Origin of the sequence: Kitasatospora sp. NPDC048715 (assembly GCF_043198905.1) — a bacterium.
Classification (GTDB): domain Bacteria; phylum Actinomycetota; class Actinomycetes; order Streptomycetales; family Streptomycetaceae; genus Kitasatospora; species Kitasatospora lactacystinica.
Genome location: NZ_JBICVH010000014.1, coordinates 195,332 through 208,756 on the forward strand (window position 1 = coordinate 195,332; position 13,425 = coordinate 208,756).

13 protein-coding genes are annotated in these 13,425 nt (G+C 73.5%); 4 read left to right on the plus strand and 9 right to left on the minus strand.

What is annotated here, in order from left to right; all coding sequences use genetic code 11:
• Window positions 1-205: 205 nt before the first annotated feature.
• The 3 genes from ACGFSC_RS25850 to zapE all read right to left on the minus strand — a co-directional run bounded on the left by ACGFSC_RS25850 (window position 206) and on the right by zapE (window position 4,222).
• Window positions 206-784: a TerD family protein gene (locus ACGFSC_RS25850; RefSeq protein ID WP_359915324.1), complete on the minus strand. Its 579-nt coding sequence runs from the start codon at window positions 782-784 to the stop codon at window positions 206-208.
• A gap of 267 nt (window positions 785-1,051) precedes the next feature.
• A complete protein-coding gene (uvrB, locus tag ACGFSC_RS25855) occupies window positions 1,052-3,142 on the minus strand; it encodes an excinuclease ABC subunit UvrB (RefSeq protein WP_359915322.1) in 2,091 nt (696 codons plus the stop codon).
• Between the two features lie 36 nt (window positions 3,143-3,178).
• Window positions 3,179-4,222, minus strand: coding sequence for a cell division protein ZapE (gene zapE / locus ACGFSC_RS25860; protein WP_359915328.1), 1,044 nt, complete (start codon window positions 4,220-4,222; stop codon window positions 3,179-3,181).
• Window positions 4,223-4,348: 126 nt separating this feature from the next.
• Between zapE and ACGFSC_RS25865 the strand changes: the two genes are divergently transcribed.
• The 4 genes from ACGFSC_RS25865 (at window position 4,349) to msrB (ending at window position 7,627) form a co-directional block, all read left to right on the plus strand.
• Window positions 4,349-5,134 (plus strand): pyrimidine reductase family protein, encoded by a 786-nt coding sequence (locus ACGFSC_RS25865; RefSeq protein ID WP_359915320.1) that lies wholly within the window; start codon window positions 4,349-4,351, stop codon window positions 5,132-5,134.
• A gap of 57 nt (window positions 5,135-5,191) precedes the next feature.
• Entirely contained in the window at window positions 5,192-5,653 is a 462-nt protein-coding gene (locus tag ACGFSC_RS25870) for an indole-3-glycerol phosphate synthase (RefSeq protein WP_359915318.1), read from the plus strand.
• 123 nt (window positions 5,654-5,776) lie between these two features.
• A complete protein-coding gene (murC, locus tag ACGFSC_RS25875; protein WP_359915316.1) occupies window positions 5,777-7,186 on the plus strand; it encodes a UDP-N-acetylmuramate--L-alanine ligase in 1,410 nt (469 codons plus the stop codon).
• A 36-nt stretch (window positions 7,187-7,222) separates the two neighbouring features.
• Window positions 7,223-7,627 carry a peptide-methionine (R)-S-oxide reductase MsrB gene (gene msrB / locus ACGFSC_RS25880; RefSeq protein ID WP_359915314.1) on the plus strand — a complete coding sequence of 135 codons (405 nt, stop codon included), beginning with the start codon at window positions 7,223-7,225 and terminating at the stop codon, window positions 7,625-7,627.
• An 81-nt stretch (window positions 7,628-7,708) separates the two neighbouring features.
• Here the strand turns inward: msrB and ACGFSC_RS25885 are convergent, their stop codons facing one another.
• From ACGFSC_RS25885 to ACGFSC_RS25910, 6 genes are all read right to left on the minus strand, one after another.
• The gene (locus ACGFSC_RS25885; protein ID WP_359914394.1) at window positions 7,709-8,902 is read right to left on the minus strand and encodes a cytochrome P450; all 1,194 of its coding nucleotides are present in this window, start codon (window positions 8,900-8,902) and stop codon (window positions 7,709-7,711) included.
• A complete protein-coding gene (locus ACGFSC_RS25890; RefSeq protein ID WP_359914400.1) occupies window positions 8,899-9,471 on the minus strand; it encodes an ATP/GTP-binding protein in 573 nt (190 codons plus the stop codon). Before ACGFSC_RS25890 ends, ACGFSC_RS25885 begins: the two co-directional genes overlap by 4 nt.
• Window positions 9,472-9,541: 70 nt before the next feature.
• The gene (locus ACGFSC_RS25895) at window positions 9,542-9,895 is read right to left on the minus strand and encodes a DUF742 domain-containing protein (protein ID WP_359914392.1); all 354 of its coding nucleotides are present in this window, start codon (window positions 9,893-9,895) and stop codon (window positions 9,542-9,544) included.
• On the minus strand, window positions 9,892-10,323 hold the full coding sequence (locus tag ACGFSC_RS25900; protein WP_359914389.1) for a roadblock/LC7 domain-containing protein: 432 nt from the start codon (window positions 10,321-10,323) through the stop codon (window positions 9,892-9,894). Before ACGFSC_RS25900 ends, ACGFSC_RS25895 begins: the two co-directional genes overlap by 4 nt.
• The gene (locus ACGFSC_RS25905; protein ID WP_359914386.1) at window positions 10,320-12,275 is read right to left on the minus strand and encodes an ATP-binding protein; all 1,956 of its coding nucleotides are present in this window, start codon (window positions 12,273-12,275) and stop codon (window positions 10,320-10,322) included. The genes ACGFSC_RS25900 and ACGFSC_RS25905 overlap by 4 nt, the downstream gene beginning before the upstream one ends.
• A gap of 87 nt (window positions 12,276-12,362) precedes the next feature.
• Window positions 12,363-13,373, minus strand: a complete 1,011-nt coding sequence (locus tag ACGFSC_RS25910) for an MBL fold metallo-hydrolase (protein ID WP_359914383.1) — start codon at window positions 13,371-13,373, stop codon at window positions 12,363-12,365.
• Between the last annotated feature and the right edge of the window lie 52 nt (window positions 13,374-13,425).

The following is a 13,425-nucleotide window of genomic DNA, read 5'->3' on the forward strand; positions in this document are numbered from 1 at the left end:
CGGGCACCCGTGATGACGGGGTCGGCTGTCGAGGAATACTCCCCTCCGCTGCCAACGAGAGTAACAGCTGCTCCAAGGAAAGGTAAAGAAGGTAAAGAACGTCAAGGCGGGCCACCGGCCCCGGGGAGCCCTGGGAGCCGGGGCGGCGGGTGCCGCGGGAGCGGGGAGCGGCGGGTCCTGCGGGGAGCGGCGGGAGCCGCCCGGGCTACAGGTACGGCTCGATCGCCGGCAGCAGGTCCTGGAAGGTGCGCCCCTTGGCCGGCGCGCCGATCGCCTGCATCTCCCAGCCGCCGTCGCCGTCCCGGACCACCTTGGCCATGATCTGCCCGGTGTGCGGCCCGCCGCCCGCCAGCTCGTAGCGGGCCAGCTCCAGCCCGGTGGTCTCGTCCACCAGCCGGCAGTGCGCCCGCTGCACCTCGGCGAAGGTCTGCCCGGTGTACGAGCTGACCGTGAACACCACCTGGGTGATGTGCACGGGCACGTGCGCCAGGTCGACCAGGATCGCCTCGTCGTCCTCGGCCCCGGAGCCGCCCTCCAGGTTGTCCCCGGTGTGCCGCACGGAGCCGTCGTTGCTCTCCAGGTGCGAGAAGAACACCACGTCGGACGGGGTCCGCTCGGCGTACAGCAGCGCCGAGGCGTCCAGGTCGATCTTCCGGGTGCGGCTGCCGAACAGCCCGCGCTTGGGGGCGGCCCGCCAGCCGAGGCCCATCCGGACCACGGTCAGGGCGGCGCCCTGCCCCTTCTGGAGGCTGACCCGCTGCCCCTTGGCCAGGTTCACCGACACGACGTTGTCCTCTCTGCCGGCCGCGCGGTCACACCCGCGCGGCTCCACGATGGAACACCCCGTCGCCGTCCCCCGGCTGAGGCCCCCTCTGCGTACGGCCCGCAACCCCGTCCCGAGGGCACGATGCCGCAGGCCAGCCTAGGCCCTGCGGCACCCCGCCCTCCCCCGGGTTTCCCCGTTTGTGGCAAGCCTGAGACACCCGCGGACTTGACCGGTGTCATTCCGGCCAAGCCCGGTCACCGGCGCGGGCGCGCTCGCGCGGGCCGCCTACGCCACACCCGCCTCGCGCATCTGCCGCAGTTCCTTCTTCAGCTCCTTGACCTCGTCGCGCAGCCGGGCCGCGACCTCGAACTGGAGATCGGCGGCGGCCGTGTGCATCCGGTCGGTCATCTCCTGGATGAGGTCCGCCAGTTCGGCGGCGGGCAGGGACTTGGCCGGCTTGCGATCCGCGCCCAGCGACGGCACCGGGGCCTTGCCCTTGCCCTGGTTGCGGTAGCCCGTGGAGAGCAGCTCGTCGGTGTCCACGTCCTCGCGGGCGAGGGTGTCCAGGATGTCGCCGATCTTCTTGCGCAGCGGCTGCGGGTCGATCCCGTGCTCCTTGTTGTAGGCCTGCTGCACGGCCCGGCGGCGATTGGTCTCGTCGATGGCCTTCTCCATCGAGGGAGTGATCCTGTCCGCGTACATGTGGACCTGGCCGGAGACGTTGCGGGCGGCACGGCCGATCGTCTGGATCAGCGAGGTGCCGGAGCGCAGGAAGCCCTCCTTGTCCGCGTCCAGGATCGCCACCAGCGACACCTCGGGCAGGTCCAGGCCCTCGCGCAGCAGGTTGATGCCGACCAGCACGTCGTACCGGCCCGCCCGCAGCTCCCGCAGCAGCTCCACCCGGCGCAGCGTGTCCACGTCGCTGTGCAGGTACCGGACCCGGATGTCCAGGCCGAGCATGTAGTCGGTGAGGTCCTCGGCCATCTTCTTGGTCAGCGTGGTGACCAGGACGCGCTCGTCCCGCTCCACCCGCTGACGGACCTCGTGCACCAGGTCGTCGATCTGGCCCTCGGTCGGCTTGACGATCACCTCGGGGTCGATCAGGCCGGTCGGGCGGATGATCTGCTCGACCTGGCCGTCGCCGCGCGACAGCTCGTACGGGCCGGGCGTCGCCGACAGGTAGACGGTCTGGCCGATCCGCTCCAGGAACTCCTCCCACTTCAGCGGGCGGTTGTCCATCGCGGAGGGCAGCCGGAAGCCGTGCTCGACCAGGGTGCGCTTGCGCGAGGCGTCGCCCTCGTACATCGCGCCGATCTGCGGGACGGTGACGTGCGACTCGTCGATGACCAGGAGGAAGTCGTCCGGGAAGTAGTCGAGCAGGGTGTTCGGCGGGGAGCCGGGCTCACGGCCGTCGAAGTGCATCGAGTAGTTCTCGACGCCCGAGCAGGTGCCGATCTGGCGCAGCATCTCGATGTCGTAGGTGGTGCGCATCCGCAGCCGCTGGGCCTCCAGCAGCTTGCCCTGCTTCTCCAGCCGGGCGAGCGTCCCCTCCAGCTCCTTCTCGATGCCGGTGATCGCGCGCTCCATGCGCTCGGGGCCGGCCACGTAGTGCGAGGCGGGGAAGACGTGGACGGATTCGTCCTGGCTGATGATCTCGCCGGTGAGCGGGTGCAGGGTGTACAGCGCCTCGATCTCGTCGCCGAACATCTCGATCCGGACGGCGAGCTCCTCGTAGACCGGGAAGATCTCGATGGTGTCGCCGCGGACCCGGAAGGTGCCGCGGGTGAAGGCCACGTCGTTGCGGGCGTACTGGATGTCGACGAAGCGGCGCAGCAGGTCGTCCCGGTCGATCTCCTGGCCGACCTTGAGCCGCACCATCCGGTCGACGTACTCCTGCGGGGTGCCGAGGCCGTAGATGCAGGAGACCGAGGCGACCACGATGACGTCCCGGCGGGTGAGCAGCGAGTTGGTCGCCGAGTGGCGCAGCCGCTCGACCTCCTCGTTGATCGAGGAGTCCTTCTCGATGTAGGTGTCCGTCTGCGGGACGTACGCCTCGGGCTGGTAGTAGTCGTAGTACGAGACGAAGTACTCGACGGCGTTGTTCGGCAGCAGCTCGCGGAACTCGTTGGCCAGCTGCGCGGCCAGCGTCTTGTTCGGCGCCATCACCAGGGTGGGCCGCTGCAGCTTCTCGATCATCCAGGCCGTGGTGGCCGACTTGCCGGTGCCGGTGGCACCGAGCAGCACGACGTCCTTCTCCCCTCCCCTGATCCGCCGTTCCAGCTCGGCGATCGCCGCCGGCTGGTCGCCGTTCGGCTGGAAGGGACTGACGACCTCGAAGGGCGCCACGGACCGCTCAATACTCGTGATGGGACGCACCACTCAACGGTACGACCCACCACTGACAAGCGGGTCCTACTTGGCGCTGTCCCGGGCGAGGGCGACCAGGCGGGAGATGGCGCGCAGGTACTTCTTGCGGTAGCCGCCGCGCAGCATCTCCGCCGGGAAGACCTGGTCGAAGGGCAGGCCGGAGGCGGTGATCGGCAGCTCGCGGTCGTACATGCGGTCGGCGAGGACGACCAGGCGCAGCGCGGTGGACTGGTCGTCGACCTGCTTGACGCCGCGCAGGCAGACCGCGGTGACGTCGTCCAGCAGCGCGCCGTAGCGGCTGGGGTGGACGGCGGAGAGGTGGGCGAGCAGGGCGTCGAAGTCGTCCAGCGAGGCGCCGGGGGTGCGGTCCGCGACGTCTTCGACGGCCTCGTCGGAGTACGGCGGCGGGGCGTCCGGCAGGCCGCGGTGGCGGTAGTCCTGGCCGTCGATCCGCATCGGGCGGAAGTGCGCGGACAGGCCCTGGATCTCGCGCAGGAAGTCGGCGGCGGCGAAGCGGCCCTCGCCGAGCTTCTCCGGCAGGGTGTTCGAGGTGGCGCACAGCTTCACGCCGTTCTCGACCAGCCGGCCGAGCAGGGTGGAGACCAGTACGGTGTCGCCCGGGTCGTCCAGCTCGAACTCGTCGATGCAGAGCAGCGTGTGCCCGGAGAGGGTCCGCACGGCCTGCTGGAAGCCGAGCGCGCCGACCAGGTTGGTCAGCTCGACGAAGGTGCCGAAGGCCTTGGGGCCGGGGGCGGTGTGCCAGAGCGAGGCGAGCAGGTGGGTCTTGCCGACGCCGTAGCCGCCGTCGAGGTAGACCCCGGCGGGGCCGGTGGGCGCGGGGGCGGAGCGGCGGAACCAGCTGCGCTTGGGCGGCGAACCGTTTCCTCCGCCGAGGGTGGCCGCGAACTGCTCCAGGACCTGGACGGCCTCGTACTGGCTCGGCTGGGTCGGGTCCGGGATGTACGTCCCGAAGCTCACGTCGGCGAACCGGGGCGGCGGGACCATCTCGGCGACCAGCCTCTCGGCGGGCACGACGGGGCGGCGGGAGGTGAGCGCGATCGGGGAGCCGGACACGGGTGCGGCGGCTATCGGCTCGTTCGCGGTTGCGGAGTGGGAGGCTGCGGGCACATCAGTAGAGGGTACGCCTGCCCCGTACGCCGTCCGAACGACCCGCGGCCCCGGACGGAGCACGGCCCGCGGTGGAAGACTGGGATCATGCAACAGTTGATCAGCCCGCTGGGCGGCCGGCCCGCGGATCCGGCCGCACTGGAATCGCTCGCCGCCGTCTACGCATACCCCGAACAGGTGAATCAGGGGCGCCCCTGGCTGCGCGCCAACATGGTGTCCGGCCTGGACGGCGGGGCCAGGCTGGACGGGCTCTCGGAGGGCCTCTCCGGCGACGCGGACAAGCGGATCTTCGGGGTGCTGCGGGCCCTGTCGGACGTGGTAGTGGTGGGTGCGGAGACGGTCCGCGCCGAGGGCTACCGGCCGGCCCGGGCGCGCCGGGAGTTCGCGGCGGCCCGGGCGGCGGCGGGCCAGGCTCCCGCCCCGGTGATCGCCGTGGTGACCCGCTCGCTGCGGCTGGACCTGACCGCGCCGCTGTTCACCGAACCGCTGGTCAGGACGGTGGTGATCACCACCGCGGACGCCGACGCGGAGCGCCGTCGGGCGGTGGCCGAGGTGGCCGACCTGGTGCTCGCGGGCACGGGTTCGGTGGACCTGCGGGCGGGCGTTGCGGCCCTGGCCGAGCGGGGCTGGACCCGGCTGCTGACCGAGGGCGGCCCGCGCCTGCTGGGGCAGTTCGCGGCGGCCGGTCTGCTGGACGAGCTGTGCCTGTCGCTGGCCCCGCTGCTCACCGGCGGCGACGCGCCGCGCATCCTCCACGATGCCGGAATGCCGGACGTGCAGCGGATGGAGCTGGTCTCATTGATCGAGCAGAAAGGATTCCTCTTCACTCGCTACCTGCGTCACCTGGGTTCGGATGACCCCGTGACCCCCTGATCGTGATCCCGTTATGCGATGCCGGGGCCCGGGGGCCGGCCACTGGAAGGGACTCACGTGTTCAAGACGGTACTGATGATCGAAAAGGCTCTCTCCGACGCGGACGTGGAACTCGTCACCACGCTCCACGGCGAGGAGGAGGTGTCCTTCGTCGTCCTGATGCAGCCGCGCGGCAGGCAGGACGAACTGCTGCGGGCGCTCGACGACGTCGCCCTCGGCCACCTCGACAAGGTGGTCCACGAGCACGACGAGTCCGGGAACGCGCCGACGGTGGCCACCGAGTCGCTGGAGCACAGCCTGCGCCACCTGCGCACGGCCGGGGCCGGTGCGGTGGGCGAGCTGGTCGAGGAGCGGCCGCTGGAGCGGCTGCGCGCGGTCGTCGAGGAGCAGCGGGCGGACGAGGTGGTGGTGCTCACCTCCCCGCACTTCGTGGAGGAGTTCTTCCACCGCGACTGGGCCTCCCAGGCCCGGCACAAGGTGGGGGTCCCGGTGCTCAGGCTGTTCGCCAGCGACTCCTGAGCGACTCCTGGCCCGGCGCGGCGGTGGTGCAGAATCGTCCTTGCGGTCCGCCCGCGAGGACGATTCCGTCCTCCCGTCCAAGTCCGCCCGCCCTGTCTGCCCCCGCCCCTACGGAGCCACGCCTTGAACGACGCCGCGCACGACCTGCACGCCCCGCACTTCATCGGCATCGGCGGCGCCGGGATGTCCGGCCTGGCGAAGATCCTCGCCGTGCGCGGGGCCAGCGTCTCCGGCAGCGACTCCAAGGAGTCCGAGACCGTCCTCGCGCTGCGCGCCCTCGGTGCCACCGTGCACGTCGGCCACGCCGCCGAGCACGTGCCGGACGGCACCAGCAGCGTGGTCGTCTCCAGCGCGATCCGCGCCGACAACCCGGAGCTGGCCGTCGCCCACGAGCGCGGCATCCCGGTGGTGCACCGCTCCGACGCGCTGGCCGCGCTGATGGGCGGCCGGCGGGCGCTGGCGGTGGCCGGCACCCACGGCAAGACCACCACCACCAGCATGCTCGCCGTCGCCCTCGGCGAGCTGGGCCTGGACCCGTCCTACGCGATCGGCGGCGACCTCGACGCGCCCGGCTCCAACGCCCACCACGGCACCGGCGAGATCTTCGTCGCCGAGGCGGACGAGAGCGACCGCAGCTTCCACAAGTACGCGCCGGAGGTGGCGATCGTGCTCAACGTGGAGCTGGACCACCACGCCAACTACGCGTCGATCGAGGAGATCTACGAGTCCTTCGAGACCTTCGTCGGCCGGATCGTCCCCGGCGGCACCCTGGTGGTCTCGGCCGACCACGACGGCGCCCGCGAGCTCACCTCCCGGGTGGCCGGACGCGAGGGCCTGAACGTGGTGACGGTCGGCTCCGCCGAGGACGCCGACCTGCGGGTGCTGTCGGTGGTCGCCCGCGGCATGACCAGCGAGGTGACCGTGCTGCTGGACGGCGCCGAGCTGGCCTTCACCGTCTCGGTGCCCGGCCGGCACTACGCCCACAACGCGGTGGCCGCGCTGGCCGCCGGCGTCGCGCTGGGCGTCCCGGCCGCCGACCTCGCCAAGGCGCTCGGCGCCTACACCGGCGTGCGCCGCCGCCTCCAGCTCAAGGGCGAGGCCGCCGGGGTCCAGGTGATCGACTCCTACGCCCACCACCCCACCGAGATGGCCGCCGACCTGGAGGCGATCCGCGAGGGCCTGACCGGCGGTGGCCGGGTGCTGGTGGTCTTCCAGCCGCACCTGTTCAGCCGCACCCAGCAGCTCTCCGAGGAGATGGGCCGGGCCCTGGCGCTGGCCGACGCCTCGGTGGTGCTGGACATCTACCCGGCCCGCGAGGACCCGATCCCCGGCGTGACCAGCGAGCTGATCGTCGACGCAGCCCGCCGGGCCGGCGCCGAGGTCGCCGCCGAGCACTCCTTCGCCGCCGCTCCCGCCGTGCTGGCCGGCCTCGCCCGCCCGGGCGACCTGCTGCTCACCATGGGCGCCGGGGACGTCACCAACCTCGGGCCGGAAATCCTTCAGCACCTCGCGAACGTTGCTTCCAACGTCTGACACACGCACGCACGTACGCCGCGACCGGGAGCCGTGATGAGCTACGAGATCGAGAAGACCGAGGCCGAGTGGCGCGCCGAGCTCAGCCCCGAGGAGTACCACGTGCTCCGCGAGGCGGGCACCGAGCGCCCGTTCACCGGTGAGTACACCGACACCAGGACGGTCGGCGTCTACGGCTGCCGGGCCTGCGGGGCCGAACTGTTCAGCTCCGAGACCAAGTTCGACAGCCACTGCGGCTGGCCGTCCTACTACGCGCCGCTGGCCGGGGACCGGGTCCAGTACATCGAGGACACCTCGCTCGGCATGCGCCGGGTCGAGGTGCGCTGCGCCCGCTGCGGCGGGCACCTCGGGCACGTCTTCGAGGGCGAGGGCTACGGCACGCCGACGGACCAGCGGTACTGCATCAACAGCGTCTCGCTGACGCTGAAGCCGGCCGAGTAGGGCCGAGTAGGCGCGGCCAGGCGCGGCGGCCCGGACACCGTACGGTGTCCGGGCCGCCGTGTTGTCCGGGCCTGTCCGGGCCTACCCCGCGACCGGTGCGAAGCGGACCGGGAGGTGCATCAGCGCCCGGTGGAACGGGCCCGGGCGCCAGAGCAGGTCCTCGGCGGGGGTGGAGAGTTCGAGGTCGCTGAGGCGGCTGCCCAGCTGCTCGATGGCGGTGATCGCGATCAGCAGGGCCGGGTCCCGGGCCGGGCAGGCGTGCGGGCCGGCCGCCCAGGCCAGGTGGGCGCTCTCCCCGCTGCGCAGCCCGCCGTCGTCGGTGGGCGGCGCGGCCTGGGAGTTGGCGGCCGCGTACGAGACCAGGACCAGCGTGCCCGCCTTGATCTCGCGGCCGTGGAAGGTGATGTCGTACCGCGGGTAGTGGGCCGAGAGGTTGGCCATCGGCGGCTCGTGCCAGAGCACCTCGTCGATCGCCTGGTGGGCGGTCATCGCCCCGCCGAACAGCGAGCCGGCGTAACGGGCGTCGGTGAGCAGGCGCAGCAGGGCGTTGCCGATCAGGTTGGTGGTCGGCTCGTGCCCGGCGATCAGGGTCAGGGTGATCTGCCGGATCACCTCGTCGTCGTCCAGCCCGACCGGGTGGGTGACGAACATCGAGGTGAGGTCGTGCCGGGGGCGCGCGCGGCGCTCGGCGACCATCGCGGTGACCACCGCCAGGAGCTTCCCGTACGAGGCGCCCGCCCGCGCGGTGGACTCGATCAGCCCGGTGATCGCGTCCACCACCTCCTCGCGCTGCTCCTGCGGCACGCCGAACCAGGTGGTGAGCGCGAAGGCGGGCAGCCGGCGGGCGTACTCGGCGATCAGGTCGGCGTGCCCGACGGCGGCGAAGCGGTCGATCAGCCGGTGCGCGGTCCCGGCGACCTGGCGCTGGAGCCGGTGCGGTTCGAACAGCGCGAGGGCGTCGGTGATCACCGCCCGGTAGCGCGCGTGGGTCTCGCCGTCGCTGAACAGCGCGGTCGGGCGGTAGCCGAGGACGGGCAGCAGCGGGGAGTCCGGCGGGACGGTGCGCTGCCAGGCCCGGGAGTCCTTGGAGAAGGTGTCGGTGTCGCGCAGCAGGTCCAGTGCGGCCTGGTAGTCGGTGACCAGCAGGGCCTCGACGCCGGGCGCGACCTCGACCGGGGCGACCGCGCCGTGCCGCCGCAGCCGCTCGTAGACCAGCTGGGGGTCGGCGGCGAAGACCGGGCCGTGGATCGGGGTCGGGCGGGACTCGACGGTCACGGCTGCTCCGGGGTGGCGGGGTCCGAGGTGGCGGGGGCGGCGGGCAGGGCGTCCAGGACGTGCTCGGCCAGCGCGATCAGCGCGTCCAGGCTGCTGTCGCGCTCGCGGGCGTCGCAGAGCAGCAACGGGGTCGCGGCGTGCAGGTCCAGGTGGGTGCGCAGCACCTCGACCGCGTGCTCCGGGGCGTCCGGGAAGCGGTTGACGGCGACGGCGTACGGCAGGCCCTGCTCCTCGACCATGTCCATGATCTCGAAGGAGTCGGCCAGCCGGCGGGTGTCGGCGAGCACCAGGGCGCCCACGGCGCCGCGGGCGATGTCCTGCCAGAGCGGGAAGAAGCGGCGCTGACCGGGGGTGCCGAACATGTAGAGCACGACGTTGCCGGGCAGGGTGAGCCGGCCGAAGTCGACGGCGACGGTGGTGGTGGCCTTCTCGGGCAGGCCGGCCAGGTCGTCCACCGGGCGGCCGGTCTCGGTCATCGCCTCCTCGGTGTGCAGGGTGGCGATCTCCGAGAGGGTGCGGATGAGGGTGGTCTTGCCGACCCCGAACGGGCCGGCCACCACCAGCTTCATCAGCGTCTGGTCCCGGTCGGGCAGGTAGCCCACCCGGCTCTGGTCTTCCGGGTCCGGCCGGGCGGCCGGGTCACCGGAGCGCACGGAGTCCAACGAGGAGCCTCTCGACGATGGAGCGGTCGGTCTGCTGGGCGCGCGGGATCGGTGCGCGGGCGTGCAGGCAGCCCGACTCGACCAGATCGGCCGCGAGGAAGACGGTGGCACTGACCGGCAGGCGCAGGTGCGCGGCGGCCTCCACCACGGTCAGCGCGCCGGGGCGCAGCAGTTCCCAGAGCCGGCGGTGTTCGGGTTCGAGCGCGGCCGGCGGGTCGGCGCGGTCGGCGAACAGCACGGTCAGCCGCTCGAAGCCCTTGGTGCCGGGGCGGCTGCGGCCGCCGGTGGCCAGGTAGGCGGGCACCATCCGCCTGCGGGGGGCGGCGGTCATGACCGGCCGTCGTCGTCCTGCCGCCGGGTCGGGCTCGCGAGCGCGCGACCGAGGGCGGCGACCTGCAGCTGCATCTGGTAGGCCACGTTGCCGAGTTGGGCGTCCGGCGAGGTGAACACGGCGAGCGAGGTGTTCTCCCCGGCGGGCACCACGATGGCGTAGCCGAGGTCGGACTCCACCACGGTCTGGGCCAGCTTGGGGCGCTCGGCGTCGGTGAACGCGGCGGTGAAGGCCCGGGCGGCGGCGTGCACGGTGGCGGTCATCGCGGCGACCCGCTCGGCCGAGGCGCGCTCCAGGCCGTCCGAGGCGCCCTCGACCAGGCCGTCCCCGGTGGCGATGACCGCGTGCAGCACCCCCGGCAGCTCCAGCAACGGGGTCAGCACCCACGAGATCTCGTCGGTGGTGGTCGGGCTGGGCGTGCTGCTCACTGCTCGGCTCCTTCTAAGGTCTGACCGGTGCTCTGGTCACCGGGGTCGTGGCCGGCGGTGGTGTCGCCGGGGTCGTGGCCGGGGGTGGTGTCGCCGGGGGCGGCGGGGGTGCCGGTGGCGCCGGCGCCGGTCTCCTCGCGGGCGGCCCGGGCCACGGCGGCCCGGCCGGAGTCGGTGCCCTGCTGCAGCGCCTGCCAGTGGGCGGCGGCCTGCTCGGGGGTGCGGTCGGACGCCGGGGCGCGGTCGGACGCCGCGGTGCGGTCGGATACCGGGGCGCGAACGGGGACGGGCCTCGCGCCGGGCGGCTGCTCGGCGGCCAGCGGACGGCGGCGCCGCCGGGTGGGCAGGCCGGTGCCGTCGTCGGCCACGGGTGCGTCCGCCGCGGGCGCACCGGCCGTCGCGCCGTCCTTCGGGGTGGCGCCGAGCGGCGCATCGCCGGCCGGCTCGGCACCCCCTGCCGTCGCGCCGTCCGTCCGGCCGTCCGCCCGGCCGTCCGCGACCGGATCGGACGCCACCGGATCGGGCACCACCCGGATGGCCGGGGCCGGGTGCGGGCCCGGCTGGTTGTGGCGGTCGGCGAGCTGCGGGCCGTCCTGCTCGTCCGCGTCGCGCATCGGCGGGACGGCCGCGACGGTGGGCGCCGGGGCCGGGCCTGCGCCGGCCCGCAGCGGCAGCGGGGTGAGCACCGACAGCGGCTGCTCGTCGTCCACGACGGTCACCAGCGCGGCCGGGATGCGCAGGATGGTCCGCATGCCGCCGTACGGCGAGGGCTCGACGTGACAGGAGAAGCCGTACTGGCGGGCCAGCTTGCCGATCACCGCGAAGCCGGTCTTGGGCGGGTTGCCGAGCTCGGTGAGCAGCATGTCGGGCGGGCCGGCCAGCAGCCGGCGGGCGCGGCGCAGCTGGTCCTCGTCCATGCCGATGCCGCTGTCGTCGATGATCACCAGCGCGCCGCGGCCGCCCTGCTGGACGGTGACCGGGACGTCGGTCTCCGGGTGGGAGTAGGCGGTGGCGTTGGCGAGCAGCTCGGCGATGGTGACGGCGATCGGCTCGGCGGCCCGGGCGACCACGGCGAGGCGCTGCTCGCGCAGGTGGTTGGCGACCTTGATCCGGGCGTAGCCGGGCACCCGGGAGAGCGCGCCGACGACCACCTCGGCGAGCGGCGAGTCGGTGCGGGCCAGGCCCGGCCAGGCCTCGCAGAGCACCGCGATGGTCTGGATCCGGCGCAGCGCGACCTCGTTGCGGAAGTCGACCTCCAGCAGCCGGGGGTCGTCGTGCTCGTGCTGGAGCTGCTGGACCAGGCTCTGGATCTGGTACAGCAGGGTCTGGATCCGGGAGGTGGCGCCGCGCATGGCGGCGCGGGCGGCGGCGTCCACCCGCTCGCGCTCGTCGGCGAGGGCGGCGTGCGCGGCGTCCAGGACGGCCTGCAGCGCCCGGACCGCCTCGGGGCCGACGGCCTGCGGGTCCAGTGGGCCGACCAGTGGGGCGTTGCCGTGGGTGAGCCGTACGGCGGTGGCGGCGATCCGCTCCTGGGCGAGGTGGCCGATCTCGGCGAGCAGCGCGGTCGCCCGCGCCTCGGCGGCGGCGAGCGCGCTCTCGGCCCGCTCGGCCCGGTCGATCGCGGCGGCGCCCTGCTGCAGGGCGTCCCGGACGGTGTCCTGCGCGTGCCGGGCCGCTTCCTGTGCCTCGCGGACGCTGTCCTCGGCGGCGCGGGTGCGCTCCTGCGCCCGCTGGGCCTCCTCGGCGGAGCGCCGGGCGGCCTCCTGCGCCTCGCGCTGCTGCTGCTCGGCGCGGGCGAGCCTGCCCTCGGCGGCCCGGGTGCGCTCCTCGCTCCGGCCGAGCGCGGTCTCGGCGGCCGTCGCCCGGGCGACGGCCCCGGCCCGGCCGCGGGCGAGCACGGCCGCGGCCACGGCGGCGACCAGCGCCAGGACGATCAGCGCGATCTGCGTCATCGAAGTCCTCGGGGGTGCTTTGCGGGTGGGACCGGGTGGTGCGGCCGGACCTGCCGGGAGGGGCGCGTTCCGGGAGCGCGGGCGGGGTCAGTTCCCGACGGCGCGCGGGCGCGGGGAGCGGGCGGCGTCCTCGGCCAGTTCCCGGGCCACCAGGGCGACCTGGCCCATGGCCTCCAGGGCGCCGGGGGCCGCGGAGCCGTCCAGGTGCCGGTACTCGGCCGCGAGGGTGAGCACCAGCCGCTCGGGCAGGCCGAGTTCGGGGTGGCGCTGTTCGGCGATCACCCGCCGGGCGGCGTCCAGCGCGGGTATGCCGGCGGCGTGCAGGGCGTGGGCGCGCTCGCGGACGTAGGAGAGGTAGCCGATGTGCTCCCGGACGCCGTCGCGGTCGAGCACCGGGCCGTGGCCGGGCACGAAGATCTCCGCGCCGGTGGCGAGGGCCTGCTCGCAGGCGCCGATGACGTTCTCCAGCGGTCCGGCCCAGTGCGAGGGGTGGTCGCCGGGCTGCTCGGGCGTCGAGGAGAAGATCACGTCGCCGGTGAAGACCGCGCGCTGGTGCGGGAGGTGGACCATGAGGTCCCCACCCGTGTGGGCGGCGGGCAGGCTGGTGATTTGCACCGGGTAGCGGCCGACGGTCAGCTCCAGCTCACCGGTGAAGACGGTGTCGGGGCGCACCGGCGCGGTGCCGGACCAGTCGAACTGCCCGAAGTGCTCCCTCAGGTAGCCGCCGAGCGGCGACTGCGGGTCGCTGTTGACGACCAGCGCGTGCTGCTGCTGCGGGGTGGGCTCCCAGTGGATGTGCTCCAGCGCCTCGCGGGTGGCGATCACCTCGGCGTCCGGCAGCACCCCGGCGCCCCACAGGTGGTCCCCGTTGGCGTGGGTGACGACCACCCGGTCGATCCCGACCCCGTCCGGCAGCAGCCGCCGGCTCGCGGCGAGGAACTCCCCGGCCATCGAGGGGTCGTACGGCGTGTCGATCCAGAGCGCGGTGGCCTCCGAGGCCAGCAGCCCGCAGTTGGCCAGGCCCCAGCCCCGCTTCGGCGGGAGCCACACGTACAGGTCCTCGGCAATCGCGCTCACGTTCGCACGGCTGATCGTCATGTGCGCGATTATGCCCATGTCGTGACAGGAGTGGAGCAAAACCATTACAGTT

Excerpts from the sequence above, each read along its gene's own strand:
- ACGFSC_RS25865 (WP_359915320.1), top strand. The coding sequence starts at position 4,349 with ATGCAACAGTTGATCAGCCCGCTGGGCGGCCGGCCCGCGGATCCGGCC.
- msrB (WP_359915314.1), top strand. The coding sequence starts at position 7,223 with ATGAGCTACGAGATCGAGAAGACCGAGGCCGAGTGGCGCGCCGAGCTC.
- ACGFSC_RS25890 (WP_359914400.1), bottom strand. The coding sequence starts at position 9,471 with ATGAAGCTGGTGGTGGCCGGCCCGTTCGGGGTCGGCAAGACCACCCTC.
- ACGFSC_RS25895 (WP_359914392.1), bottom strand. The coding sequence starts at position 9,895 with ATGACCGCCGCCCCCCGCAGGCGGATGGTGCCCGCCTACCTGGCCACC.
- ACGFSC_RS25905 (WP_359914386.1), bottom strand. The coding sequence starts at position 12,275 with ATGACGCAGATCGCGCTGATCGTCCTGGCGCTGGTCGCCGCCGTGGCC.
- ACGFSC_RS25910 (WP_359914383.1), bottom strand. The coding sequence starts at position 13,373 with ATGACGATCAGCCGTGCGAACGTGAGCGCGATTGCCGAGGACCTGTAC.